Here is a 22,470-nt window from a genome sequence, read left to right as displayed (position 1 = left end):
ATGTCCGGGTGGACCTCACCCGGCAGCAGGTGCTCCTCCACCGGATCCACCAGCACGAGCTGGACCGGCGCGTCGGCGACGCGGCCGAGCTGGCGGTGTTCTCCCTGGGCGTCCAGGACAACACCGCCGGCTCGGCGTTGCTCAGCCTCGCCGCACGCCTCACCGCGCCGGCCACCGACGACTTCACCGTCACGTGGTCGGTGCGCGGTGCCCCGCACCTGCACCGGGCCGGTGAGCTGAAGGCGTTCGCCCGCGCGCTGTGGCCGTGGAGCGACGCCGACGCCCGTGCCCGCGCCTCCCGGCCGAAGGTCGACGACCTGCTGGCGGCGTTGCGGCACGTCGCCACGGCCATGCGGTCGATCGTGACGAAGCCGATGACCAAGGGCGACGTCAGCGCGGCACTGACCCCGTTGGCGCCGAAGCAGACCGTCGAGGACTGCCGGGGCTGCGGGACCGCGCACGTCAGCGACCCGATCTTCCGGCTCGCCGCGCTGCCCGCGGGTTTGCGAATCCTGCCCGAGTGCAAGACCGTCACGTTCGAACGGATTCACGGCTGGCCGGGGGTGCCGCGGCAGACCGCCGGGTTCGACGAGCTGGTGCACCGCTACCTGGCGCTGCACGGTCCGGCCGGACCGTCCGAAGTGGCCTCCTACTTCGGCACGACCGTGCGCGAGGTCAAGAAGAGGTGGCCGGACGACCTCGTCGAGGTGGCCGTGGAGGGGCAGCAGGCGTGGCTGCCGGAGGGTGTGGAGATCGCCGCCGCCGACCCGCCGGAGGTCAGGTTCCTGCCGCCGACCGACCCCTACCTGCAGGCGCGCGACCGCGACCTGCTGCTGCCGGACAAGGCCGCGCAGAAGGACGTCTTCCGCGTGCTGGGCCGGCGCGGCGCCGTGCTGGTGGACGGCGAGATCGCGGGCTCCTGGCAGGGCAGGGTGGTGTCCGGCAAGCGGTTCGCGGTGGCGGTCACGCCGTACCGGCCGCTGCCGGACCTCCTGCCGGAGGCCCAGTTCCTGGCCAGGGTCAGGGGACTAGCGGACGCAAGCGTCGAGAGCCGCTGACACGTCGCCGGTCACGACCAGCGAGGCCAGTGCGGCGGGCGAGACGAAACCCTTGTCCCGCAGCTCGGTCAGCCACTCGACGAGGCCCTTGTAGTGGTCGTCGACGTCGAGCAGCACGACCGGCTTGTCGTGCATCCTCAGCACCCCGGCCGTCCACACCTCGAAGAACTCCTCCGCGGTGCCGATGCCGCCGGGCAGCGTGAGGAACGCGTCGGCCTTGTCGTCCATCATCCGCTTGCGCTCGCGCATGGTGTCGACGACGTGCAGCTCGGTCGAGTCGGTGTCGGCGATCTCCCTGGTGGCCAGGCCCTTCGGGATCACGCCGTAGGTGCTCGCGCCGCCGGCGCGCGCCTCCCGTGCGACCGCGCCCATCATCGAGGTCTGCCCGCCACCCCACACGAGGTTCCAGCCGCGTGCGGCGATCTGCCTGCCCACCTCGGCGGCGACGTCCACGTAGCTCTGGGGAACGGTGGCGAGACTGCCGCAGTACACAGCCACGTACATCAGTGTGCGTCCGCCCATGCCTTGTGCGCTTCCTTGACCACGCGCACCGCGTCGTCGATGTCGTCGGTCAGGTGCAGCAGCGCGAGGTCCTTCTCGCCGACCTTGCCGCCCTCCAGCACAGAGCTCTGGATCCAGTCGTACAGGCCCTGCCAGTAGCTCTTGCCGAACAGCACGACCGGGAACTTCGTGACCTTCTTCGTCTGCACCAGGGTGAGCGCCTCGAACAGCTCGTCGAGCGTGCCGAAACCACCCGGCAGGCAGATGAACGCCTGCGAGTACTTGATGAACATCGTCTTGCGGACGAAGAAGTAGCGGAAGTTCACGCCGAGGTCGACCCACGGGTTGAGCCCCTGCTCGAACGGCAGCTCGATGCCCAGCCCGACCGAGAACCCGCCGGCCTCCGAACACCCGCGGTTGACCGCCTCCATGGCGCCGGGACCGCCACCGGTGATCGCCGCGAAACCGGCCTCCGCCAGCGCTTTCCCGAGGTCGCGCCCGAGCTGGTACTCCGGGTGGTCCCGCCCGGTCCGCGCCGACCCGAACACGGTCACCGCGCTCGGCACCTCGGCGAGCGCCCCGAAGCCCTCGACGAACTCGGCCTGGATGCGCAGCACCCGCCACGGGTCGGTGTGCACCCAGTCCGACGGCCCGCGCGAGTCGAGCAGGCGCTGGTCGGTGGTGGTGAGCTCGTCCTTCTGGTCGCGGCGCAGCACGACCGGCCCGCGCTGCTTCTCCTTGGGATGCTCGTCCACCGCGCCGTTGCTGTTCTTCTCTTCCGTCATCCGATGATCCTAATGATCAGGCCAGCAGAAAACGCTGAAGCACGGTGAAACACCCGGTGATCTGTTCGACCGGCACGTTCTCCTCCTGGGTGTGCGCGAGCGTCGGATCACCCGGCCCGAAGTTCACCGCGGGCATCCCCAGCGCCGCGAACCGCGCCACGTCCGTCCACCCCAGCTTGGCCACCGGCGTGCCCCCCGCGGCGGCCACCAACTCCTGCGCGGCGGGGGCGTGCAGCCCCGGCAGCGCACCGCCCGAGAAGTCCGTGACCGTGACGTCGTAGCCCGCGAAGACCTCCCGCAGGTGCTGCTCCGCCTGCTCCACCGACCGGTCCGGCGCGAACCGGTGGTTGACCGTCAGCACCGCCTCGTCCGGCACGACGTTGCCCGCGACCCCGCCGCTGATCTTCACGGCCTGCAGTCCCTCGTGGTACCGGCAGCCGTCGATCTCGGGCTGCCGCGGCTCGTAGGCGGCGAGCCGGTTCAACGCCTCCCCGAGCCCGTGGATGGCGTTCTGCCCCATCCACGCCCGCGCGGTGTGGGCGCGCTTGCCGGTCGTCCTGACCTCGATGCGCATGGTGCCCTGGCAGCCGGCCTCGACCGTGCCGTTCGACGGCTCGCACACGATCGCGAGGTCGCCCCTCAGCCACTCGACGAGCTCCCGTTCGATGCGGGTGAGCCCGTTGCGCTCGGCCTCGATCTCCTCGCAGTCGTAGAAGACGAACGTGAGGTCGTGGCGCGCGTTCCGGCTCTGTGCGGCGATCGCGAGCATGACCGCGTCGCCGCCCTTCATGTCGACGGTGCCGCACCCGTGCAGCACATCGCCCTCGCGGCGGCTGGGGAAGTTCCGGTTGACCGGCACGGTGTCCAGGTGCCCGGCCAGCACGATCCTCTTGTCCTTGCCGAGGTTCGTCCGCGCCAGCACGGCGTTCCCCGATCGAGTGATCTCCAGGTGCGGCGCGTGCAGCCGCAGCGAGCGTTCGACCAGATCGGCGATCTCGTCCTCCTCCCCTGACACGCTGCGCACATCCACCAGCGCGGTGGTGAGCTCGATCGGGTCGGCGAACAGGTCAAGGGTGTCGGACACGACCGCCACCCTAGCGCCGCGCGTTTCGCGCCTGCCCGATCAGCCGCTAGCGTGCGGTGCGTGACCAAACGCACACTCCTCGTCACCGCGCTCGTGCTGACGGCGACCGGCTGCGGCGAGGCGCCCGCGGCGTGCGACCAGCAGTGCGGCGAGATCAGGGCGCTGTTCGCCGCCCCGTGCGGCTCCCAGCACAGCGGCACCCCCGCCGAGTGCGCCGCGTGGGTCTCCCGGGTCGGCGGCATGACCCGCGCGCTCGACCGGTCGTTGCAGGGCAAGGAGGTCGAGCCCGGCGTGAACGAGGTGCTGCCCCGCCTCAAGACCTCGGTCGGCGACTTCGAGGCGAACCGCTGCGGCGAGGTGGCGGTCGACAACGTGTCCAGCACCGACGCCCGGCAGTGGAAGTGCAACGAGGCCCTGATCGCGACGCGCGGCGACCTCGGTTCCCTCTACTTCACAGCCGACGTCCCCGACTGAGCACGACCGCCGCCACCGGCGGTGACCTGCGGAACCCGGCCCCGTCCCACCAGGACTAAGCTCGGTCTCCGTGAGCACCGCATACGGCATCGGCTTGGCCACTGTGACCCCGGACGGCACCGTCCTCGACACCTGGTACCCGTCGCCCGTCCTGGAGGAGACGCCGGACCTGGGCACGACCCGGCTGGCCTCCACCGAGATCGCGGCAGCCCTCGGAGAGGCCGCGGCCAAGCTCCTCGGCGAGGACCCCGAGCGCGGCGTCGAGGTGGTCGGCGTCCGCGTGGCGGTCGACCTGGACGCCGCCCCGGCCGACACCTACGACGTCTGGCTGCGACTGCACCTGCTCAGCCACCGGTTGATCCAGCCGCACGGCGCGAACCTCGACGGCATCTTCGGCCTGCTCACCAACGTCGTGTGGACGAACCACGGCCCGTGCGCGGTCGAGGGCTTCGAGCAGACCCGCACCCGCCTGCGCGTCCGCGGGCCGGTGACGGTCTACGGCGTCGACAAGTTCCCGCGCATGGTCGACTACGTGGTCCCGTCCGGTGTGCGCATCGGTGACGCGGACCGGGTGCGGCTCGGCGCGCACCTCGCGTCCGGCACCACGGTCATGCACGAGGGCTTCGTGAACTTCAACGCCGGCACGCTCGGCAGCTCGATGGTCGAGGGCCGCATCTCCGGCGGTGTCGTGGTCGGCGACGGCTCCGACGTCGGCGGCGGCGCGTCGATCATGGGCACGCTGTCCGGCGGCGGCAAGCAGGTCATCTCGCTCGGCGAGCGGAACCTGCTGGGCGCCAACGCCGGCCTGGGCATCTCGCTCGGCGACGACTGCGTGGTCGAGGCCGGGCTCTACATCACCGCCGGCACGAAGGTGACGCTGCCCGACGGCACGGTCACCAAGGCCGTGGAGCTCAGCGGGCAGTCGAACCTGCTGTTCCTGCGCGACTCCACCGACGGCGTGGTGAAGGTGAAACCGCGCAAGGGCACCGGCGTCGAGCTGAACGCCGCGCTGCACGCGAACGACTGACCGGAAACCAGGTGTCCGGGGCCCGGTCTGCGCAGGCAGGCTGGGCCCTTGCCGTCTCGACCCGCAGGAGGTGCACGTGCTGAAACAGCGACTCGAGTTGAACGCTCGCGCCGCCATCGAGCGTGCCCTCCAGGGTGCGCAGTCGGAGGACTCGTTCGTCGAGTTCAAGACGCAGTGGCCGGTCGACCACGGCAAGGCCGCACGGCAGATCGCCGCCCTCTGCAACGCCGCCAGGGGCTCCGAGGCGATGTGGGTGGTCGGTGTCGACGAGAAGGGCCGCTACGTCAAGGGCGCGCCGGCCGAGGAGCTGTCGAGCTGGTGGCCCAAGGTGGAGAGCCACTTCGACGGCGTCGCGCCCGGCCTCACGACCGTCGCGTTCGACTGGGCTCCGCGCCGGACGGTCGTGGTGCTGTCCCTGCAGACCGACAACGCGCCGTACGTGTTCGTCACGAAGAAGGAGCCCTACAGCCGGGAGATCCCGTGGCGCTCCGGTGAACGCACGCGGTCAGCACGCCGCGGCGAGATCCTGGAACTGCTGCTGCCCAGGCTGGAGATGCCGGGCTGGGAGTTCGTCAGCGCCCGCGCGACGCTCAGCCAGCACTCGCCGACGCTGCGGTTCGAGGGCGACCTCTACCTGGAGACGAACCAGCCGCTGAGCCTGCCGCACCACCGCTGCCACTCCTACGTCACGTACGGGCTGGACAGCGAGACCGTCGACCTCGGGTTCAGCTTCCGCACCAACAGCAGGGACGTGCGGGCCGTCGAACGGGTCGTGCGGGTCGCGGAACCGGCCGTGCTCCACGTCAGCGCGGACACCGACGTGGAGCTGGACGCCTTCCAGGACCTGTGGGACCTGCACTGGCACCTCGTGCTGGGCCTCGGCCTGAGCGGCGAGGAGATCAGCACGAGCGTGCGGCTCACCACAGACGCGGTGCCGCCCAACCAGTTCACCCGCCGGGTGTGGTCGGCGCTGAAGCCCTGACGCCCCTGGCGCCCTGACGCCGCGCCGGCAACGCCGGGTCAGGCCTTCAACCGCTCCGCGGCGGCCGCGACCCGTTCGTCGGTGGCCGTCAGCGCGATCCGCACGTGCCGGGCGCCCGCGGGACCGTAGAACGTGCCCGGTGCGGCCAGGATGCCCCGGTCCGCCAGCCAGGCGATGGTCTCCCAGGCGTCCTCGTCGCGCGAGGACCACAGGTACAGCCCCGCCTCGGAGTGCGACACGGTGAACCCGGCCGCCTCCAGCGCGGGCTTGAGCACCTCGCGCCGGGCCTGGTACCTGGCCCGCTGCTCGGCCACGTGCGCGTCGTCCTCCAGGGCGGCGCGCATGGCCTCCTGCACCGGCCGCGGCACGATCATGCCCGCGTGCTTGCGCAGCTCCAGCAGGCCCGCGACCAGCTCGGGGTCGCCGAAGACGAACCCGGCCCGGTAACCGGCCAGCGAGGACGACTTCGACAGCGAGTGCACGGCGAGGACGCCGTCGAAGTCGTCCACGACGGACGGGTGGAGCACCGACACCGGCGCGGAGTCCCACGGCAGTGCGAGGTAGCACTCGTCCGACGCGACAACGGCTCCGGCCTCGCGCGCGGCGGCGACGGCGGAACGCAGCTGTTCGGTCGACAGGACACGGCCGGTCGGGTTCGACGGCGAGTTCAGCCACACCAGCTTCGTGCCGGGCGGAGGCCGCTCGTCGTCGGCCAGCCGGACGACCTCGGCACCGGCGAGCAGCGCGCCGACCTCGTAGGTCGGGTACGCCACCGACGGCACGGCCACGACGTCACCGGGACCGACGCCCAGCAACGTCGGCAGCCACGCCACCAGCTCCTTGGAGCCGATCGTGGGCAGCACCGCGTCGGCGGACAGGCCGGTGATCCCGTAGCGCCGCCGCACGGCCGCCACGAAGGCGGCGCGCAGCTCGGGCGTGCCGTGGGTGGTCGGGTAGCCGGGAACGTCCGCGACGGACGACAGCGCGGACTGGATCACCGCGGGAACCGGGTCGACGGGTGTGCCGACCGACAGGTCGACCACACCGCCGGGGTGCTTGCGCGCCTTGGCGGCGTGGCCGGCCAGCGAGTCCCACGGGAAGTCCGGCAGGCCCGGACCTCGGCGTTGGATGATCAATGCCCCTCAGCAGCCTGCGGTGCGAGTGCCTTCACGAACTCCGGGTCGGCGCTGACCTTGCCGACCTTCGAGGCGCCACCGGGTGAGCCGAGCTCGTTGAAGAAGTCGACGTTCGCCTTGGTGTAGTCCTTCCACTCGTCGGGGACGTCGTCCTCGTAGTAGATGGCTTCCACTGGGCACACCGGCTCGCACGCGCCACAGTCCACGCACTCGTCGGGGTGGATGTAGAGCATCCGGTCGCCTTCGTAGATGCAGTCGACGGGGCACTCTTCGATGCACGCCTTGTCGAGCAGATCCACGCACGGCTGGGCGATCACATAGGTCACTGCGCTCTCCTGCTTCTCACTGGTCCACACCGCGCAAGCCGGAGAGTACGCGGCACGTTCGAGTATCACCCGGTCAGGCTTGCCTTAGCTGCCTGGTGCGCCACGTCACACCACCCACCCCGGCTCGCTCCCTGAGACGAGGATGGACCCGTGCACACAGTGGATCACCTGGAATCGCTCTGCGCGCGAGCATGGCCCGCGGTGGCAGAAGAACGGCTTGGAGACTGGTTGATGCGCGCGGCCGCCGGCTTCACCGGCCGCGCGAACAGCACGCTCACCTGCGGCGATCCCGGTGTACCGGTTCCGTCGGCGCTGTCGGCCGTCGAGGGGTTCGCCCGTGCGCACGGCATCAAACCCATTGCTCACGTCGTGCGTGGCAGCGGTCACGAGCGGGCGATCGCCGACGCGGGCTGGCGGGTGGACCTCGACCACCCCGGCGGGGCGGAGTCGCTGGTCATGACGGGTCCGCTGGAGAAGTTCGCCGACGGTGCCGCCGAAAGCCGCGATCTTCCCGGATGGTGGGAACTGACGGCCGGATCCGAGGTGACCGCCGCGATGCGGCACGTGCTCGGCACCGGCCGGGTGTGCTTCGCGGGCGTCGAGGAGGACGGGGTCGTGGTCGCCGCCGTGCGCGGGGCGGTCGTCGAGGACGTGCTGCACGTGGCCCGGCTCGCCGTGCGGCCGGAGCACCGCCGCCGCGGTCTGGCCACGCGCCTGATGGGCGAGCTGGCCGGGTGGGGTCTCGCCGAGGGCGCCACGACGTGCGCGCTCCAGGTCGCCGAGCACAACACCGCGGCGATCCGGCTGTACGAGGAGCTCGGCTGCTCCGAGCACCACCGCTACCGCTACTGGGTGCCCGCGGGGTCGTAGAGACCGGGCCGGTTGGCCGCGTTGCGCGCCATCGCCGCGCTCACGGCCACCGCGCCCGGCAGCGCGCCGCCGGCGATCAGCAGCAGCGTGCGCCAGTCGCCCAGCAGGAAGCTGACGCGGGCGACCCGGCCGGGCTCCAGGTAGGCGAGCGCGAAGATCGTGAAGAACCACACCAGCAGCGGCGCCGCGGCGGCGGACACCCGGTCCGACAGCGCCGCGGCCCACATGACCAGCACGGGCGTGGTGACCACCGCCACCACGACCATGACCGGGAACGGCCACGCGCCGAGGTCCGGCAGCAGCGTCCCGTCGAACCGGACGAGCAGGAAGAACACTTCCAGCACAGCGAGCACCGCTGCCTCGACGCACAGGAGCAGCAGCAACACCACTCGCCAGCTAGCGCTCACCCAGTCCTCCGAACAGATCCGCGGCGACGCCGTCCGCCGGTCCCTTGGCGAGCACGTAGTACTCGTTGCCGACCAGCGGCTGGGCGATGCCGTTCGACAACGCGTATCCCTCGTCCCACACACTGACCTGCGTGGAGTGCGCGCGCAACGCACGGCGCTTCGCGATCAGGTGCTCCGAGATGTCGATCACGGTGGTGATGTCCTCGTCCGGCGTCACCGGCAGCTCGCCGGGCTCCGGCAGCCGGAACGCCTCCGGCACCGCGGACAGCGCCGCGATGCCCGCCTCCGTGGCGTCGCGCGAGGTCACCGCGTAGAACACCCGCTCGACGTCCGAGACCTGCGCGCAGGCGGCCATCGTGATCTCGTGCGCGCGGATGTGGTCCGGGTGCCCGTACCCGCCGAACGCGTCGTAGCTCACCACGACCTGCGGCTTCACCTCGCGCAGCACGTCGGCGAGCTGCGCGGCCTGCTCCTGCACCGAGCCCTGGACGAACGCGCGCGGGTGGGCGTTGGACGGCACGTCGACCATGCCGGAGTCGCGCCACCTGCCGATGCCGCCGAGGAACCGGTGGTCGGTCACGCCCAGTGCCGCGCAGGCGGACCTCAGCTCCCCGACGCGGTAGCCGCCGAGCTGGTCGGCCTCCGCGGCGGCCAGGTGGGCGAGCGCGGGCGGGATGATCTCGCCCTCCTCCCCCAGCGTGCACGTGATCACCGTGACGTGGGCGCCGGCCGAGGCGTAGCGCGCGATGGTGCCGCCCGTCCACAGACTCTCGTCGTCTGGGTGGGCGTGCACGAAGAGCAACCGTGGTGGGGCAGTCAGCGTCACCAGAAAAGAGTAAAGGCCACCTTTGTCCAGGGACGAAGGTGGCCTTCACATCGGTCTCACACGACCGTTTTTTCCTCAGCGAAGTGGCAGGCGGACAACGTTCCGTCCGGCGCACCTCGCCTTTCCAGCTTCGGTTCTTCGGTGGCACAGATGTCCTGGGCCTTCCAGCACCGCGTGCGGAACCGGCAGCCCGACGGCGGGTTCACCGGCGACGGCACGTCACCGGTCAGCACGATCCGCTGACGCTTGCGCTCCTGCTTGGGGTCCGGCATCGGCACCGCCGACAGCAACGCCTGCGTGTACGGGTGCATCGGGCGGGTGTAGATCGCCTCCCGCTCGCCGATCTCGATGATCTTGCCGAGGTACATGACCGCGACCCGGTCCGAGATGTGCCGCACCACCGAGAGGTCGTGCGCGACGAACAGGTAGGCCAGCCCGAGCCGTTCCTGCAGCTCCTCCAGCAGGTTCACGACACCGGCCTGCACCGACACGTCCAGCGCGGACACCGGCTCGTCGAGCACCAGGAAGCGCGGGTTCAGCGCCAGCGCGCGGGCGATGCCGATGCGCTGCCGCTGACCGCCGGAGAACTCGTGCGGGTACCGGTTGCGGTGCTCCGGGTTCAGGCCGACGAGCTCCATCAGCTCGTTGACCCGCCGCTGCACGCCGCCCTCGACCCCGTGGATCACCAGCGGTTCCGCGATGATGTCGTTGACCTGCCACTTGGGGTTCAGCGACGCGTACGGGTCCTGGAAGACGATCTGGATGTCCTTGCGCAGCGGCCGCAGCTGCTTGGTGCTGAGCGACGTCAGCTCGCGGCCCTCGAACTTCACCGAGCCCGAGGTGGGCTTGTGCAGCTGCAGGATCGCGCGCCCGGTCGTGGACTTGCCGCAACCGGACTCGCCGACCAGTCCGAGCGTCTCACCGGGGCTCAGCGTGAACGACACACCGGACACGGCCTGCACGGTGCCGACGTTGCGCGGGATGATCCCCTTGCCGCGCACCGGGAACTCCTTGACGAGGTCGGTGACCTCCAACAGCGGGGTGGTCACTTCGACTCCTCGTCCAGCAGGGTTCCGTGCACGGCGGTGACTTCGAGCGACTCGTCGGGGTTGGCCGCGGCGAAGACCGCCGGGTTCTCCACGGTGCCGATCTCGTCGTGCAGGAACAGCCTCTGCGGCTGCTCGTGGGCCGCCAGGTGCTCCCAGCGGTGGCAGCGCGTGCGGTGGTCCGGCCGGCCCGCCTCCTCCAGGTGCGGTTCCCACTCGTGGCACACGTCGGTGACGAGCGGGCAGCGCGGGGAGAACGAGCAGCCGGTCGGCAGGTTCACCAGCGAGGGCGGCGCGCCCTTGATCGGGGTGAGCCGCTTGCCCAGCGAGGCCGGGTTCGGCACGGAGCCCAGCAGGCCCACGGTGTAGGGCATCCGCGGCCGTTCGAACACGTCGTCGACCGGGCCGGACTCGACCACGGTGCCGCCGTACATGACCTGGACGCGGTTGACCATGCCGGCGACGACGCCGAGGTCGTGGGTGATCATGATGATCGCCGCGTCGGTCTCGGCCTGCAGCCGCAGCATGGTGTCGAGGATCTGCGCCTGCACCGTCACGTCGAGCGCGGTGGTCGGCTCGTCCGCGATGATCACGCTGGGGTCGTTGATGATCGCCATCGCGATCACCACGCGCTGCCGCATGCCGCCGGAGAACTCGTGCGGGTACTGCGCCGCGCGCTTGTCCGGCTGCGGGATGCCGACGAGCTCCAGCGCCTCGACCGCCTTCGCCCACGCCGCCTTCTTCGAGACGTCGTGGTGCGCGCGGTAGGTCTCGGCGAGCTGCCACCCGACGCTGTAGACCGGGTTCAGCGACGTCATCGGGTCCTGGAAGATCATCGCGATGTGCTTGCTGCGGAACGGCTGCATCTGCTTGTAGGTGCGGCCGTTGAGCTCCTGGCCGCGGTAGCGGATGGAGCCCTCGATCCGCGCGCTGCCCGGCAGCAGGCCCATGATCGCCATGGACGACACCGACTTGCCGGAGCCCGACTCGCCGACGATGCCCAGCACGTCACCGGCGTTGAGGTCGAACGAGACGTTGCGCACGGCGCGGACGTCGCCGTCGTCGGTCGGGAAGGTGACCGACAGGTCCTTCACCGACAGCAGCGGTGCGGTGGACCCGTTGTCGGCCGGCAGGAAGTCCTCGGTCAGTTCGGGAACAGTGGTCATGGTCAGGCACGCACCTTCGTCTGCCGCGGGTCGAACGCGTCGCGCAGGCCGTCACCGATGAAGTTGACGGCGAGGGAGAGCGACACGAGCACGATGAACGGACCCCAGAACAGCCAGGGCCGGTTCAGGAACTGCCCGTAGTTCTCCAGCACGATCACGCCGAGCGAGGTGTCCGGGGGCTGGACGCCCAGTCCCAGGAACGACAGCGCGGCCTCGGTGAGCACTGCCGCCGCGATCGCCAGCGTGGCGTTCACGGTGATGCTGCCGATCATGTTCGGCACCAGGTGCTTGAAGATGATGCGCGGGGTGGTGGCACCGCAGGCGCGGGCCGCCTCGACGAACTCCCGCTGCGCGAGCGAGAGCGTCTCACCGCGGGTGATGCGGGCGATCTGCATCCACGCGAACGCGGCGAGCACCAGCGCGACCACGTACCAGCTGCCGGAGAAGCCCTTCACCACGATCGCGGCGACCGCGATCTGCGGGATGATCAGCAGCAGGTCGACCAGGCGCATCAGCGCCGCGTCGACGAACCCGCGCAGGTAGCCGGCGAGCGCGCCGAACGTCACGCCGATGGCGGTGGCCAGCGCGGCCACGATCAGCGCGATCTGCAGCGAGTAGCCGGTGCCGCGCATGAGCAGCGCGAGCATGTCCTTGCCGACCTGGGTGGTGCCGAGCGGGTGGGTGCCGCTCATCGGCTGGTAGGACCTGCTGGAGACGTCCTCGAAGTCGTAGGTCCAGATGAACGGGCCGACGAACGCGAAGAGCACCAGGAAGACGAACACGCCGAGGCTCACCATGGCGAGCCGGTGGCGCAGGAAGCGGCGGATGACGAGCTGCCCCTGCGTGCGGGTCTTCGCCGAGTCGAACTCGTGGGCGCCCGCCTCGGGCGCGGAGCTGACCACGCCGCCCTCGGACGCCAGGTTGATGTTAGCCAAGGCGAATCCTCGGGTCGAGGATGCCGTACACGACGTCGGCAACCAGGTTGAACAGCACGATCAGGGTCGCGGTGACCGCGAGCCAGCCCATGAGCATCGCCGGGTCGAACTGGCGCACGGAGTTCACGAGCAGCGTGCCCATGCCGGCCCAGCCGAAGACGGTCTCGGTGATGATCGCGCCGGAGAGCACCGCGCCGAAGTTCAACGAGAACAGCGTGGCGACGGGGATGAGCGCGTTGCGGAACGCGTGCCGGAAGACCACCCGGCTCTGCGAGATGCCCTTCGCCCGCGCCGTGCGCACGAAGTCCGAGTGCAGGATCTCCAGCATGGAGGCCCGCTCGAACCGGCTGTAGGCGGCGAAGCTGATCAGCATCAGCGCGACCGTCGGCAACAGGAACGTGCCGGTGTACTTGAAGATCACGTCGCCGAGGTCGCCGCTGAAGCCACCCGGCCGCGGACCGGCGGTGGTGAGCCAGCGGTCCAGCCCCATCGACTCCAGGACGTTGTTGAACTGGATGCCGTAGTTCTTCACGATCACGGCGACGCAGAAGATCGGCATCGAGAACATGAGGAACGCGGTGCTGGTGGCGAGGTAGTCGAAGATCGAGTACTGCTTCACCGCGGCGAGCACGCCCACCGAGACGCCGAGGGTCAGCGCGAGGAGCTCGGCCCCGATGACCAGCCGCCCGGTGGTCCACAGCGCGTCGGTGACCGCCGGGAAAACCGCTTGCTTCGCCTGGCCGAGTGCGATGCTCTGTCCCCAGTCACCGGACAGGAAGTCGGTGAGCCAGTTCCAGTAGCGGACGACGATCGGCTTGTCGAGACCGAGCGAGATCTCGGCGGCCCTGATGTCGGCCTCGGTGACACCGGGGCGGAACCGCATCTCCGCCAGCGGGTTGCCCGCCGTGGCGACGAGGACGTAGCAGGCGAAGCTACCGATCAGCAGGATCGGTATGGATATGAGCAAACGACGAATGATGTAGCGAATCACGACAAGCTCCTGTTGGGCGGCACCCGGCTGCCGGGGGGTGAGGCCGGGCACGGGAACCCCGCAGCGCGGAATGTACGCGCGGTGGTGGCGTGCGGGGAACCCAGGCGAACGGGGCCGGACCTGTAGGCCCGGCCCCGTCCCCTCAGTTCAGCCTCGTGTACTGCTCAGGCCCGTCTAGTTCTTGGGCTGCCACTCGTTGGCGTTCCAGAGAGCGCCGTAGTAGCTCTGGAAGTACACGCGGTCGAGACCCTTGAACGCCCACATGTTCGGCATCTGGAACAGCGGGAGCGAACCGTACGCGTTCGCGATCTCCTCGTCGGCCTTCTGGAAGTACTTGAGCGAGTCCGCGATCGAGGTCTGGGACACGGCCGTCTTGAGGGCCTCGTCCGCAGCCGGGACGCTCATGTTCTGCCAGTTCTGGCCACCGCCGGTCTCGTAGATCGACTTCTTGGAGCTCTTGAACGGGTCACCGGACCACGCGAACAGGGCGACGTCGTAGTCACCGTTGGACACGCGCTCGTCGAGGAAGTTCGGGTCGGTGTCGTCCTTGACCTCGATGCCGGCTTCCTTGCACTGGCCCTGGATCAGCTCGACGGTCTGCTTGCGCCGCGGGATGTCGGTGTGGCTGATCCGGAAGGAGGCGCGGACGCCGTCCTTCGCGAACACGCCGTCCGCACCCTGCGTCCAGCCCGCGTCGGAGAGGATCTTCTTCGAGGCGGCCGCGTCACCCTTGGCCTTCTCGCCGTAGACGTCCTTGTAGCCCTCGTCCTTCGGGAAGAAGATCAGGCTGCCGAGCGGCTTCGCGTCGGCCTGGACCTCGGAGATCAGCTTGTCGATGATGTCCTGGCGCTTGACGCACATGAAGAAGGCCTTGCGGATCTCCTCCTTGGACAGCGCCGGGTGCTTGAACTGGATGTCCAGGTGCTCGAACGACAGGCCGGGGCCCGCGCCGAACGTGACGCCCTGGGCGTTCAGGCTCTTCAGCTTGGTGGCCGCGTTCGCGTCCGGCTGCGCGAAGGAGTTGACGGAGACCTCACCGTTCTCCAGCGCCTGCGCCTGCGCGACGGGGTCCGGGATCGCCTTCAGGATGATCTTGGCGGGACCACCGGGCTTGCCGGCCCACTTCGGGTTGCGCTCCAGCGTGACCGACTGGTTGGCCTCGTAGCTCGTCAGCATGTAGGGGCCCGCACCGGGCATGAGCGCCTTGTCGAAGCCGTTCCACTTCTCGTTCCAGAAAGCGGAGGCCTTCTCGAGCTCGGCGGGGTCGCTCGTCGCGGTCAGCTTGGTGACGTCCGCGACGCCGGCACCCTTCTCCAGGATGTGCGCGGGCAGGACGTCGCTGTTGAACAGGCCCTCGTAGTCCGGGTACGGGCTGTCGAAGGTGCCCACGAACGTCTGGTCGTCCTTGCACGAACCGGTCATCAGGTCGTAGCCCGTGGTACCGGCCGGCTTGAAGTACTTGCTGCCGTCGGCCTTCTTGGCCTTCGTGCTGGCCGAGAACCAGGCCAGGTAGAAGTCGTCGCAGTCCCACGCCTCGCCGTCGGACCAGGTGACGCCCTTCTTCAGCTTCCAGGTCACCGTCTGCGGGGACTTCGAGGTGAGCTCGACCCCGTCCATGACGTCCTTGTTCAGGATGACCTTGTTGTTGCCGTTCAGGATGTGCGCACCCGGCTGGACCAGCACCAGCGCGAACGTGTTGTACGAGTTGTTGCCGTCTTCCGTCGCGTTGTTGTACGTCGTGTACGGCTTGTCCGTGGACACGACGACCTGCTCGCTGGACTTCGTGTCCGGTGCGGTGTAGCCGTCTCCGGACTCGCCGCGCGCGGTCGCCATCTCGGCGACGGTCGCGTCGTTCCCGTTCGCGTCCGTGTTGCCGCCGCCACCACCACCGCACGCACTCAGCACGAGCGCCGCGCTGGAGATCAGCGCGATCGCCGGCAGTGCTTTGGTCTTCCTCATCGACACGTGCCCTCCTAGCACTGGGCGGCCGCACCTTCATCCGGTGTGCACACCCGTGACCGTGATGTGCCATACGCGCCCCGAACCGGCACATCGTGGGCAGCACCGTAAGAACCCGTTGAGGCGGCGGTCACTACCTGGGAGGGCGATCGTGACCCAATGGTGACGCCTTGTAGCCCAATGCAATGGCCCGATTACCGGGCGAAGGCGTTCGTTAACCGGGCACAGGGAATTCTGTCAACGAAGGCGACCGAACGTACCAACGCGGAATTGGGCCCACCCGGCCGTTTTTCCCGGCACGACGAGCCCGTTTCGAAGATCGACTTCCTCGGCGGCCGCAGCGAGGGTGCCCACTTCTCCACCGGTTGAACCTGCTCGACGACGATCCCGTGCGCGGTGTGGCCAGACGGCCGGGCGGCCCGTCACTTGGTGTCGAGGCGGCGCCACTCGGGCGCACCGCTCAGCACACCCGCGAGCGGCGCTCCGGTGTCCACGCCGGACACCGTCGGCAGCACCCCGAGCAGGTCGGCCACCTGGAACAGCGGCAGCGCCACCGCCTGGGCCTGCAGCTGCGGCTCGATCCGGGTGAGCGCGTCGGCCAGCAGCACCTTGCCGCCCAGCGCCGCGTCGATCTCGGCCTGCAGCACCGGGTCGCAGAACCCGGCGGCGTTGGCCGGGTTCGGCGTGGCACCGTCCGGCGCGTCCCCGGTGCACCCGAACTGGCTCGCGAGCCCGGCCGCCGAGTCGCCCGCGTCCACGCGCGGCCCGACGACGACGTCGACGTCCTTCTGCAGCAGCTGGACGGTGAAGAGCTCGTCGGCCTTGGGCGTGACCACCTCGGCCGCGATCCCCCTGGCCCCGAGCTGCGCCTTGACCTGGTTCGCGACGGTCACGTACGGCTCGATCCCGTCCGCGGCGGCGATCCGCAGCTTCAGCGCCTTGCCCGCCTTGGTCCACCCCTCGGCGCCCTTGGCGTACCCCGCCTCGGTGAGCAGCTGCTCGGTCGCGGCCGGGTCGAGCGTGTTGCCCTGGATGACCGGCCGGTACCCGGCGCGGCTCGGCGGCACGACGTAGGAGTCGGCCCGCAGCTGCGCGCTCGGGCCGCTCTGCGCACCGCTCGCGATCAACGCGTCCCGGTCGAGGGCGGCCACGAGTGCCTTGCGCACCTTGAGATCCGCGAGCTGCTGGCTGGCGGGCCTGAACAGGACCTGCACGACCTCGTTGCGCGGCACGGGTTTCGTGTCGAGACCGGCGACCGTCCTCATGAGGTTGACGTCGGCGGCGTCCGCTCGCAGCAACACCACCTGGTTGTCGCCTTTGGACAGTGACTCGGCCATCGCGCTGTGCGTGGCCCGCCGCAGCACGAGCCGGTCGAGCGTGGTCGGCACCTCCCAGTACCGGTCGCTGCGCTCCAGGATCACCTCGCCGCGCGGCTCGTCGAGGCTCCGCACGGCGAACGGCCCCGCGGTGGCCGGGAAGTTGGTGGCGAGCACGTTGGACCACGTGCCGGGCGCGTCCTTGAGCAGGTGCGCCGGCAACAGGTTGCCGAACAGGCTGCGCCACCCCGGGTACGGCGTGCCGAAGGCGACCTCGACGACCTTGCCGCCCTCGCGGGCGCTGATGTTGTCGATGAGCCGGTAGCCGGCCGGGTCCACCACGCCGGGCTCGCTGCGCATGCGCTGCCAGAGGTAGTAGAAGTCCTCGGCGGCGATCGGCGCGCTGTCCGACCACGAGGCGTCCTTGCGGATCGTGTACGTGACCGTGAACGGCTCGGCCTTGGTGACCCTCGCGCTCACCATGAGGTTCCGGTCGAGCTCCGGCGCACCGTTCGGCCCGCTGCGGAACACCGACGGCAGCAGCAGGGAGCTGAGCGCGGTCGTGATCTGGCTCTGCGTCGCGGTGGCGTGCGGGTTGTAGCCGCCCGCCACGTCGTCGACGCCGACCACCACCTCCTTGACCTTCGGTCCCGTCGTGGTGATGACCGGGGCCTCGGACTTGGGGACCAGCGGTGGCGGAGGCGCGTTCGTGCAGGCCGCGGCGCCGCACAGGACGGCGGCTGCCAGCACTCCCCCGAGACGCCTCATGGGTCCTCACATTGCCAGAAGTGGTGTGAACGCGTGCGGGCAACCCGGTGTACCTGTCACCCGCGTCACTGGGAGGACGTCCCGGTCCGCGGCGGGGTTGCGTCGCTGCCGGGTAGTACGGCTCACCCCGGCGGGCGGTTCGGGCGGGTTCACCGGCCAGGCGGGTCCGGCCGCCCGCCAAACGCCGGTGGGCGGTTCGGGCGGGTTCACCGGTCAGGCGGGCCCGACCGGCCGCCAAACGCCGGTGGGCGGCCCGGCAGGAGCCGGACCGCCCACCGACCGGGCGAAGATCAGCCGCGCTGCTTCAGCCGCGACCGCTCACGGCCGCGCATGTTGGCGTCCAGCGTCACCTTGCGCACGCGCACGACCTCCGGCGCGACCTCCACGCACTCGTCGGAGGCGCAGAACTCCAGCGCCTCCTCCAGCGAGAGCTTGCGGGGACGGGCCAGGGTCTCCATCACGTCGGCCGTGGAGGACCGCATGTTGGTGAGCTTCTTCTCGCGGGTGACGTTGACGTCGAGGTCCTCGGCGCGCGGGTTCTCGCCCACGACCATGCCCTCGTAGGCGTCCGCGCCCGGCTCGACGAAGAACGTGCCGCGGTCGGCCAGCTGGATCATCGCGTAGGCGGTGATGGAGCCGGCGCGGTCGGCGACCAGGGAGCCGTTGTGACGGGTGCGGATCTCGCCCGCCCACGGGCCGTAGCCCTCGGCGACGGCGTTGGCGATGCCGGTGCCGCGGGTCTCGGTGAGGAACTCGGTGCGGAAACCGATCAGGCCGCGCGACGGGACCACGTAGTCGAGCTTGATGCGGCCGGTGCCGTGGCCCGACATGTTCTCCATGCGGCCCTTGCGGTTGGCCAGCAGCTGCGTGACGGCGCCGAGGTGCTCCTCCGGGCAGTCGACGGACAGGCGCTCGAACGGCTCGTGGACCTTGCCGTCGACCGTGCGCGTGACCACCTGGGGCTTGCCGACGGTCAGCTCGAAACCCTCGCGGCGCATCTGCTCGACCAGGATGGCCAGCGCCAGCTCACCGCGGCCCTGCACCTCCCAGGTGTCCGGGCGCTCGGTCGGCAGGACCTTCACCGACACGTTGCCGACGAGCTCGGCGTCGAGCCGCGCCTTGAGGACGCGGGCGGTGAGCTTGGTGCCACCGTTGCGACCGGCCAGGGGCGAGGTGTTCACGCCGACGGTCATCGAGATGGCGGGCTGGTCGACCGTGATCCGGGGCAGCGCCTCGGGGTTCTCGGCGTCGGCCAGCGTGTCACCGATGGTGATGTCCGCGATGCCGGCGATGGCGACCAGGTCGCCCGCGCGAGCGGACTCGGCGGGCACGCGGTCCAGCGCCTCGGTGATGAGGAGCTCGGTGATGCGGACCTTGACGGGCTCGCCGTCCTCGCGGCACCACGCCACGGTCTCGCCCTTGCGCATCGTGCCCTGGTGGATGCGGCACAGCGCGATGCGGCCGAGGAACGTCGAGGCGTCGAGGTTCGTGACCAGCGCCTGCAGCGGGCCGTCCACGTCGACGTGCGGCGCGGGGATGTGCTCCATCAGCACCTGGAACAGGGTGTCCAGGTTCTCCTCGTCCGGCAGGCCGCCGTCCTCCGGCTGGGTCAGCGAGGCGCGACCGGCGCGCGCGGAGGCGTAGACGACCGGCAGGTCCAGCACGGACTCGTCGGCGCCGACCTCGGTGGCCAGGTCGAGCAGCAGGTCGTGGGCCTCCTCGACGACCTCGGAGATCCGGGCGTCGGGGCGGTCGACCTTGTTGACCAGCAGGATCACCGGCAGGCCGGCGGCCAGCGTCTTGCGCAGCACGAAGCGCGTCTGGGGCAGCGGGCCCTCGGACGCGTCGACGAGCAGCACGACGCCGTCCACCATCGACAGCGCCCGCTCGACCTCGCCGCCGAAGTCGGCGTGGCCGGGGGTGTCGACGACGTTGATGATCACGTCACCGTCGGGCGTGTGACGACGCACGGCGGTGTTCTTCGCGAGGATGGTGATGCCCTTCTCGCGCTCGAGCTCGCCGGAGTCCATGACCCGGTCGACCAGCTCGGCCCGCGCGGAGAAGGCGCCGGACTGGCGCAGCATGGCGTCGACGAGAGTCGTCTTGCCGTGGTCGACGTGCGCGACGATAGCGACGTTGCGCAGGTCAGTGCGCGTCTGTAGGGCGGACGCGGTGGCCGTGGGCACGCAGAACTCCTAGAGCTTGAAAGTCGTGGAGGGGGCTCGCGCCGGACACGTCGATGCGCACAGCCGTACACCAGAGTACCGGCCGGGGCGGCATTACCACACAAGAGTGCCAGTGAAGTGAGCCTCACCTACTGTAGCGGCAGGAGTGAGGGGGAGTTCAACACGTGGGTAAAAAGCTCAAGAAGAAGTGCTGCAGGTCGAAGCCGCAGTGCAAGCGCTGCCCGGTGCCCTTCCTGCTCAAGGAGCGCGACAAGGCCAGGAAGAAGGCCGCGAAGAAGGCGGCGAAGGCCGCCAAGAAGGCCCAGAAGGCGGCGTGAGACCGCCTGCCGTCCACGCGTGGACGGGCCGTTCCACGTGCGCAAGCTCACTCCGCGAGGCCGTTCCCGGCACGAGCGGCACCCGCGACCGGGTGCTCGACGCCTCGATCGGGTGGCAGGCCGGCCAACCGGGCTAGTGGGCCGGCAGCACGGCCTCGTTCAGCTTGGCGAGCTCGTCGGCGGTCCGCGTCGCCTCGAACTCGATGATCTTGTACTTCACCAACTTCTGCTCGGCCCACGGGTCCGTGGCGAGCAGCGCCTCGAGCCTGCCCCGGGGCATCGGGCGTGTGATGATCACGCCCCCGGTCCTCGGCACCTGACGCCCGGACGCGAGGAAGAGCCCCCGCCCGTACTGCTCCTCGACCCACTCGCGGTGGTCGGGGAGGGCGTAGTCGATCTGTTCCAGCGGCGCGGCGTACTCCAGCAACACTATGAACATGGAGCAACGGTAGTCCTATACTGCCGGGCATGCGCACGATGAACGCGTTCTGGTGGGCCGCTTCCAGGCGGCCGTAACAGCTGTGCGCTGACGCGAACACGGGCCGCCCGGCAGGGGCGGCTTTTTCATGCGTTCCGTGCGGGCGGTCCCGAACCTCGAAGGGACCCGACCATGATCAGGCTGTCGGCCATCACCCCGTCCGGCCAGGTGCACCTGGGCAACTACCTGGGGGCGCTGCGCACGTGGGCGCGTGAGGGCACCAAGGACGACGTCTACTTCATCAGCGACCTGCACGCGATGACGTCCTCGCACAACGCGCAACGGCTGCGATCGCTCACCAGGGAGCAGTTCGCGGTGCTGATCGCGTGCGGCATCGAACCGGAGAGCACCTGCGTGCAGTCCGACCTGATCCGCGAGCTGGGGGCGTTGAACTGGGTCCTGGAGTGCACCTGCACCTACGGCGAGGCCGCGCGGATGATCCAGTTCAAGGAGAAGTCGCTCGGCCGCGAGTCGGTGCGGCTGAGCCTGCTCACCTACCCGGTGCTGATGGCGGCGGACATCCTGCTGCAGGGCACCGCGGAGGTACCGGTCGGGGAGGACCAGCTCCAGCACGTCGAGCTGGCCCGCGCGCTCGCCCGGCGGTTCAACCACGCCTACGGCGACGTGTTCGTCGTGCCGACCGCGGTGGTGCCGAAGGTGGGCGCGCGGATCAAGGACCTGTCCGACCCGGCGCGCAAGATGGACAAGTCGGCGCAGAGCTCGGCCGGCGTGGTCTTCGTGCTCGACGAACCGGACCTGGTTCGGCGCAAGATCCGGCGCGCGGTGTCGTCGACCGACGGCATCGCGAACCTGACCGACGTCCTCGCCTCGTGCACCGGTGCGGAACCGGAGGACTTCACGGGCCGGTTCTCCGAGCTCAAGGAGGCCGTGGCGGAGGCGGTGGTCGAGGAGCTGCGCCCGGTCCGCGACCGCACGCTCGCGCTGCTCGCCGACCCCGCGGAGCTGGACCGCATCCGCCGCGCGGGTGCCGACCGGGCCCGTGAACGCGCGCAGCCCCGCCTCGACGCGGCGCTGCGGTTGTCCGGGCTCAGCTGAGGAGGTCCAGCAGGGCCGGCACCAGCACCCGGTCCGCCGGCAGCCAGGGCAGTCCCGGCAGCTCGTCGGCGGTGAGCCACCGGACGGCGTTGTGCTCCAACGCCTCCGGCTCACCGCCCGCGGGGTCGAGCCGTGCGGCGTGGATCCGCAGCACGAGGTCCCGCTTCAGCGGCACGTCCGGTCCGACCCGGTCGCCGACCACGACCGGCACGCCGAGCTCCTCGACGCACTCGCGCACCAGCGCGTCCTCCGGCCGTTCCCCGTCCTCGACCCGGCCACCGGGCAGTTCCCACTGCCCCGCCTGGCCCTCCGGGTACGACCGCTGCTGCGCCAGCAACCGTCCACCCCGGACGACGGCCGCTCCGACGACGACCCGCGCGGCCACCAGCTCGGCGCACCGCCTGGCCAGCGCCGCCGACCGCTTCTCCAGCAGGCGCAACGCCATCCCGCGCCCGACCACGACGTCGGCGAACCGCCCGACCGCGCCGCCGACGGTCGTCCAGCCCACCCGGTCGACCACCATCGTCCCGGCACCGGTGACCACGAGGTCCGTGTGCAGCTCCAGGAACGCCCCCGCCGCCGACACCCCGGACAGGTCGGCGCGCGTGACGGTGAGCTTCACCCCGAACGGCCCGGTGAGCACGTCCCCGGTGCACAGCAGCGGCCCCGGCACCCTCACACCGAGACCGGTCAGCAACGAGGTGTCCAGCAGGGCACCGGCGACCACCGCGACGGGCGCGTCGACCAACGCCGACGCTCGCAACTCAGGCACCCGC

General features: G+C 70.3%; 23 protein-coding genes. 7 read left to right on the top strand and 16 right to left on the bottom strand.

Annotation, left to right across the window (positions count from 1 at the left end):
* Positions 1-8 precede the first annotated feature (8 nt).
* The gene (locus AB0A63_RS06880; protein WP_360386157.1) at positions 9-1,058 is read left to right on the top strand and encodes a winged helix DNA-binding domain-containing protein; all 1,050 of its coding nucleotides are present in this window, start codon (positions 9-11) and stop codon (positions 1,056-1,058) included.
* Here AB0A63_RS06880 and AB0A63_RS06875 read toward each other — a convergent pair.
* Genes AB0A63_RS06875 through dapE form a run of 3 tightly spaced genes read right to left on the bottom strand, consistent with a single transcriptional unit; the run spans position 1,029 to position 3,428 of the window.
* Complete coding sequence (locus AB0A63_RS06875) at positions 1,029-1,562, bottom strand: TIGR00730 family Rossman fold protein (protein ID WP_360386689.1); 534 nt, start codon at positions 1,560-1,562, stop codon at positions 1,029-1,031. The two genes, AB0A63_RS06880 and AB0A63_RS06875, sit on opposite strands and share 30 nt — an antisense overlap.
* Positions 1,562-2,344 carry a TIGR00730 family Rossman fold protein gene (locus AB0A63_RS06870; RefSeq protein ID WP_360386154.1) on the bottom strand — a complete coding sequence of 261 codons (783 nt, stop codon included), beginning with the start codon at positions 2,342-2,344 and terminating at the stop codon, positions 1,562-1,564. The genes AB0A63_RS06875 and AB0A63_RS06870 overlap by 1 nt, the downstream gene beginning before the upstream one ends.
* Positions 2,345-2,360: 16 nt before the next feature.
* Positions 2,361-3,428 (bottom strand): succinyl-diaminopimelate desuccinylase, encoded by a 1,068-nt coding sequence (dapE, locus tag AB0A63_RS06865; protein WP_360386151.1) that lies wholly within the window; start codon positions 3,426-3,428, stop codon positions 2,361-2,363.
* 60 nt (positions 3,429-3,488) lie between these two features.
* Between dapE and AB0A63_RS06860 the strand changes: the two genes are divergently transcribed.
* The 3 genes from AB0A63_RS06860 (at position 3,489) to AB0A63_RS06850 (ending at position 5,911) form a co-directional block, all read left to right on the top strand.
* Positions 3,489-3,902 (top strand): hypothetical protein, encoded by a 414-nt coding sequence (locus tag AB0A63_RS06860; RefSeq protein WP_360386148.1) that lies wholly within the window; start codon positions 3,489-3,491, stop codon positions 3,900-3,902.
* Between the two features lie 70 nt (positions 3,903-3,972).
* Entirely contained in the window at positions 3,973-4,929 is a 957-nt protein-coding gene (gene dapD / locus AB0A63_RS06855) for a 2,3,4,5-tetrahydropyridine-2,6-dicarboxylate N-succinyltransferase (protein ID WP_360386145.1), read from the top strand.
* A 76-nt stretch (positions 4,930-5,005) separates the two neighbouring features.
* A complete protein-coding gene (locus tag AB0A63_RS06850; protein ID WP_360386142.1) occupies positions 5,006-5,911 on the top strand; it encodes a hypothetical protein in 906 nt (301 codons plus the stop codon).
* A 38-nt stretch (positions 5,912-5,949) separates the two neighbouring features.
* Here the strand turns inward: AB0A63_RS06850 and dapC are convergent, their stop codons facing one another.
* Entirely contained in the window at positions 5,950-7,041 is a 1,092-nt protein-coding gene (gene dapC / locus AB0A63_RS06845) for a succinyldiaminopimelate transaminase (protein WP_360386687.1), read from the bottom strand.
* A gap of 2 nt (positions 7,042-7,043) precedes the next feature.
* Positions 7,044-7,373, bottom strand: a complete 330-nt coding sequence (fdxA, locus tag AB0A63_RS06840; protein ID WP_218130387.1) for a ferredoxin — start codon at positions 7,371-7,373, stop codon at positions 7,044-7,046.
* 150 nt (positions 7,374-7,523) lie between these two features.
* Between fdxA and AB0A63_RS06835 the strand changes: the two genes are divergently transcribed.
* Positions 7,524-8,243 (top strand): GNAT family N-acetyltransferase, encoded by a 720-nt coding sequence (locus tag AB0A63_RS06835; protein WP_360386140.1) that lies wholly within the window; start codon positions 7,524-7,526, stop codon positions 8,241-8,243.
* Here the strand turns inward: AB0A63_RS06835 and AB0A63_RS06830 are convergent.
* From AB0A63_RS06830 to typA, 9 genes are all read right to left on the bottom strand, one after another.
* Positions 8,219-8,650, bottom strand: a complete 432-nt coding sequence (locus AB0A63_RS06830; protein ID WP_360386137.1) for a hypothetical protein — start codon at positions 8,648-8,650, stop codon at positions 8,219-8,221. The genes AB0A63_RS06835 and AB0A63_RS06830 overlap by 25 nt on opposite strands.
* Complete coding sequence (gene mshB / locus AB0A63_RS06825; RefSeq protein ID WP_360386134.1) at positions 8,640-9,476, bottom strand: N-acetyl-1-D-myo-inositol-2-amino-2-deoxy-alpha-D-glucopyranoside deacetylase; 837 nt, start codon at positions 9,474-9,476, stop codon at positions 8,640-8,642. The genes AB0A63_RS06830 and mshB overlap by 11 nt, the downstream gene beginning before the upstream one ends.
* A 56-nt stretch (positions 9,477-9,532) precedes the next feature.
* Positions 9,533-10,525 carry a dipeptide ABC transporter ATP-binding protein gene (locus AB0A63_RS06820; RefSeq protein WP_360386131.1) on the bottom strand — a complete coding sequence of 331 codons (993 nt, stop codon included), beginning with the start codon at positions 10,523-10,525 and terminating at the stop codon, positions 9,533-9,535.
* Positions 10,522-11,688: an ABC transporter ATP-binding protein gene (locus AB0A63_RS06815; RefSeq protein ID WP_360386128.1), complete on the bottom strand. Its 1,167-nt coding sequence runs from the start codon at positions 11,686-11,688 to the stop codon at positions 10,522-10,524. The genes AB0A63_RS06820 and AB0A63_RS06815 overlap by 4 nt, the downstream gene beginning before the upstream one ends.
* 2 nt (positions 11,689-11,690) lie before the next feature.
* Positions 11,691-12,590: an ABC transporter permease gene (locus AB0A63_RS06810; protein ID WP_360386684.1), complete on the bottom strand. Its 900-nt coding sequence runs from the start codon at positions 12,588-12,590 to the stop codon at positions 11,691-11,693.
* Positions 12,591-12,615: 25 nt separating this feature from the next.
* Complete coding sequence (locus AB0A63_RS06805) at positions 12,616-13,614, bottom strand: ABC transporter permease (RefSeq protein ID WP_360386125.1); 999 nt, start codon at positions 13,612-13,614, stop codon at positions 12,616-12,618.
* A gap of 174 nt (positions 13,615-13,788) precedes the next feature.
* Positions 13,789-15,573 (bottom strand): ABC transporter family substrate-binding protein, encoded by a 1,785-nt coding sequence (locus AB0A63_RS06800; RefSeq protein WP_360386122.1) that lies wholly within the window; start codon positions 15,571-15,573, stop codon positions 13,789-13,791.
* 422 nt (positions 15,574-15,995) lie between these two features.
* Positions 15,996-17,657, bottom strand: a complete 1,662-nt coding sequence (locus AB0A63_RS06795; RefSeq protein ID WP_360386119.1) for an ABC transporter family substrate-binding protein — start codon at positions 17,655-17,657, stop codon at positions 15,996-15,998.
* A 290-nt stretch (positions 17,658-17,947) separates the two neighbouring features.
* Positions 17,948-19,843: a translational GTPase TypA gene (typA, locus tag AB0A63_RS06790; RefSeq protein ID WP_360386117.1), complete on the bottom strand. Its 1,896-nt coding sequence runs from the start codon at positions 19,841-19,843 to the stop codon at positions 17,948-17,950.
* Positions 19,844-20,007: 164 nt separating this feature from the next.
* Here typA and AB0A63_RS06785 point away from each other — a divergent pair, with 164 nt between their 5' ends.
* Positions 20,008-20,160 carry a hypothetical protein gene (locus tag AB0A63_RS06785; protein WP_360386115.1) on the top strand — a complete coding sequence of 51 codons (153 nt, stop codon included), beginning with the start codon at positions 20,008-20,010 and terminating at the stop codon, positions 20,158-20,160.
* A 133-nt stretch (positions 20,161-20,293) separates the two neighbouring features.
* On the opposite strand, the gene AB0A63_RS06780 is transcribed toward AB0A63_RS06785, so the two are convergent.
* Positions 20,294-20,599: a YciI family protein gene (locus AB0A63_RS06780; RefSeq protein ID WP_360386113.1), complete on the bottom strand. Its 306-nt coding sequence runs from the start codon at positions 20,597-20,599 to the stop codon at positions 20,294-20,296.
* 171 nt (positions 20,600-20,770) lie between these two features.
* Between AB0A63_RS06780 and trpS the strand changes: the two genes are divergently transcribed.
* Positions 20,771-21,694 carry a tryptophan--tRNA ligase gene (trpS, locus tag AB0A63_RS06775; protein ID WP_360386110.1) on the top strand — a complete coding sequence of 308 codons (924 nt, stop codon included), beginning with the start codon at positions 20,771-20,773 and terminating at the stop codon, positions 21,692-21,694.
* Here the strand turns inward: trpS and AB0A63_RS06770 are convergent.
* Positions 21,687-22,466: a (deoxy)nucleoside triphosphate pyrophosphohydrolase gene (locus AB0A63_RS06770; RefSeq protein WP_360386107.1), complete on the bottom strand. Its 780-nt coding sequence runs from the start codon at positions 22,464-22,466 to the stop codon at positions 21,687-21,689. The two genes, trpS and AB0A63_RS06770, sit on opposite strands and share 8 nt — an antisense overlap.
* Positions 22,467-22,470 lie beyond the last annotated feature (4 nt).

The sequence above is a fragment of the Lentzea sp. NPDC042327 genome (genome assembly GCF_040647275.1).
Taxonomy (GTDB): domain Bacteria; phylum Actinomycetota; class Actinomycetes; order Mycobacteriales; family Pseudonocardiaceae; genus Lentzea.
Note: the sequence above shows the minus strand (reverse complement) of the source record. Positions and strands in the feature narration are given on the sequence as shown.

What these genes read in the sequence shown, in the direction of transcription:
- AB0A63_RS06875 (WP_360386689.1), bottom strand. Translation starts at nt 1,562, where the DNA reads ATGTACGTGGCTGTGTACTGCGGCAGTCTCGCCACCGTTCCCCAGAGC.
- AB0A63_RS06815 (WP_360386128.1), bottom strand. Translation starts at nt 11,688, where the DNA reads ATGACCACTGTTCCCGAACTGACCGAGGACTTCCTGCCGGCCGACAAC.
- AB0A63_RS06795 (WP_360386119.1), bottom strand. Translation starts at nt 17,657, where the DNA reads ATGAGGCGTCTCGGGGGAGTGCTGGCAGCCGCCGTCCTGTGCGGCGCC.
- AB0A63_RS06870 (WP_360386154.1), bottom strand. Translation starts at nt 2,344, where the DNA reads ATGACGGAAGAGAAGAACAGCAACGGCGCGGTGGACGAGCATCCCAAG.
- AB0A63_RS06800 (WP_360386122.1), bottom strand. Translation starts at nt 15,573, where the DNA reads ATGAGGAAGACCAAAGCACTGCCGGCGATCGCGCTGATCTCCAGCGCG.
- AB0A63_RS06780 (WP_360386113.1), bottom strand. Translation starts at nt 20,599, where the DNA reads ATGTTCATAGTGTTGCTGGAGTACGCCGCGCCGCTGGAACAGATCGAC.
- trpS (WP_360386110.1), top strand. Translation starts at nt 20,771, where the DNA reads ATGATCAGGCTGTCGGCCATCACCCCGTCCGGCCAGGTGCACCTGGGC.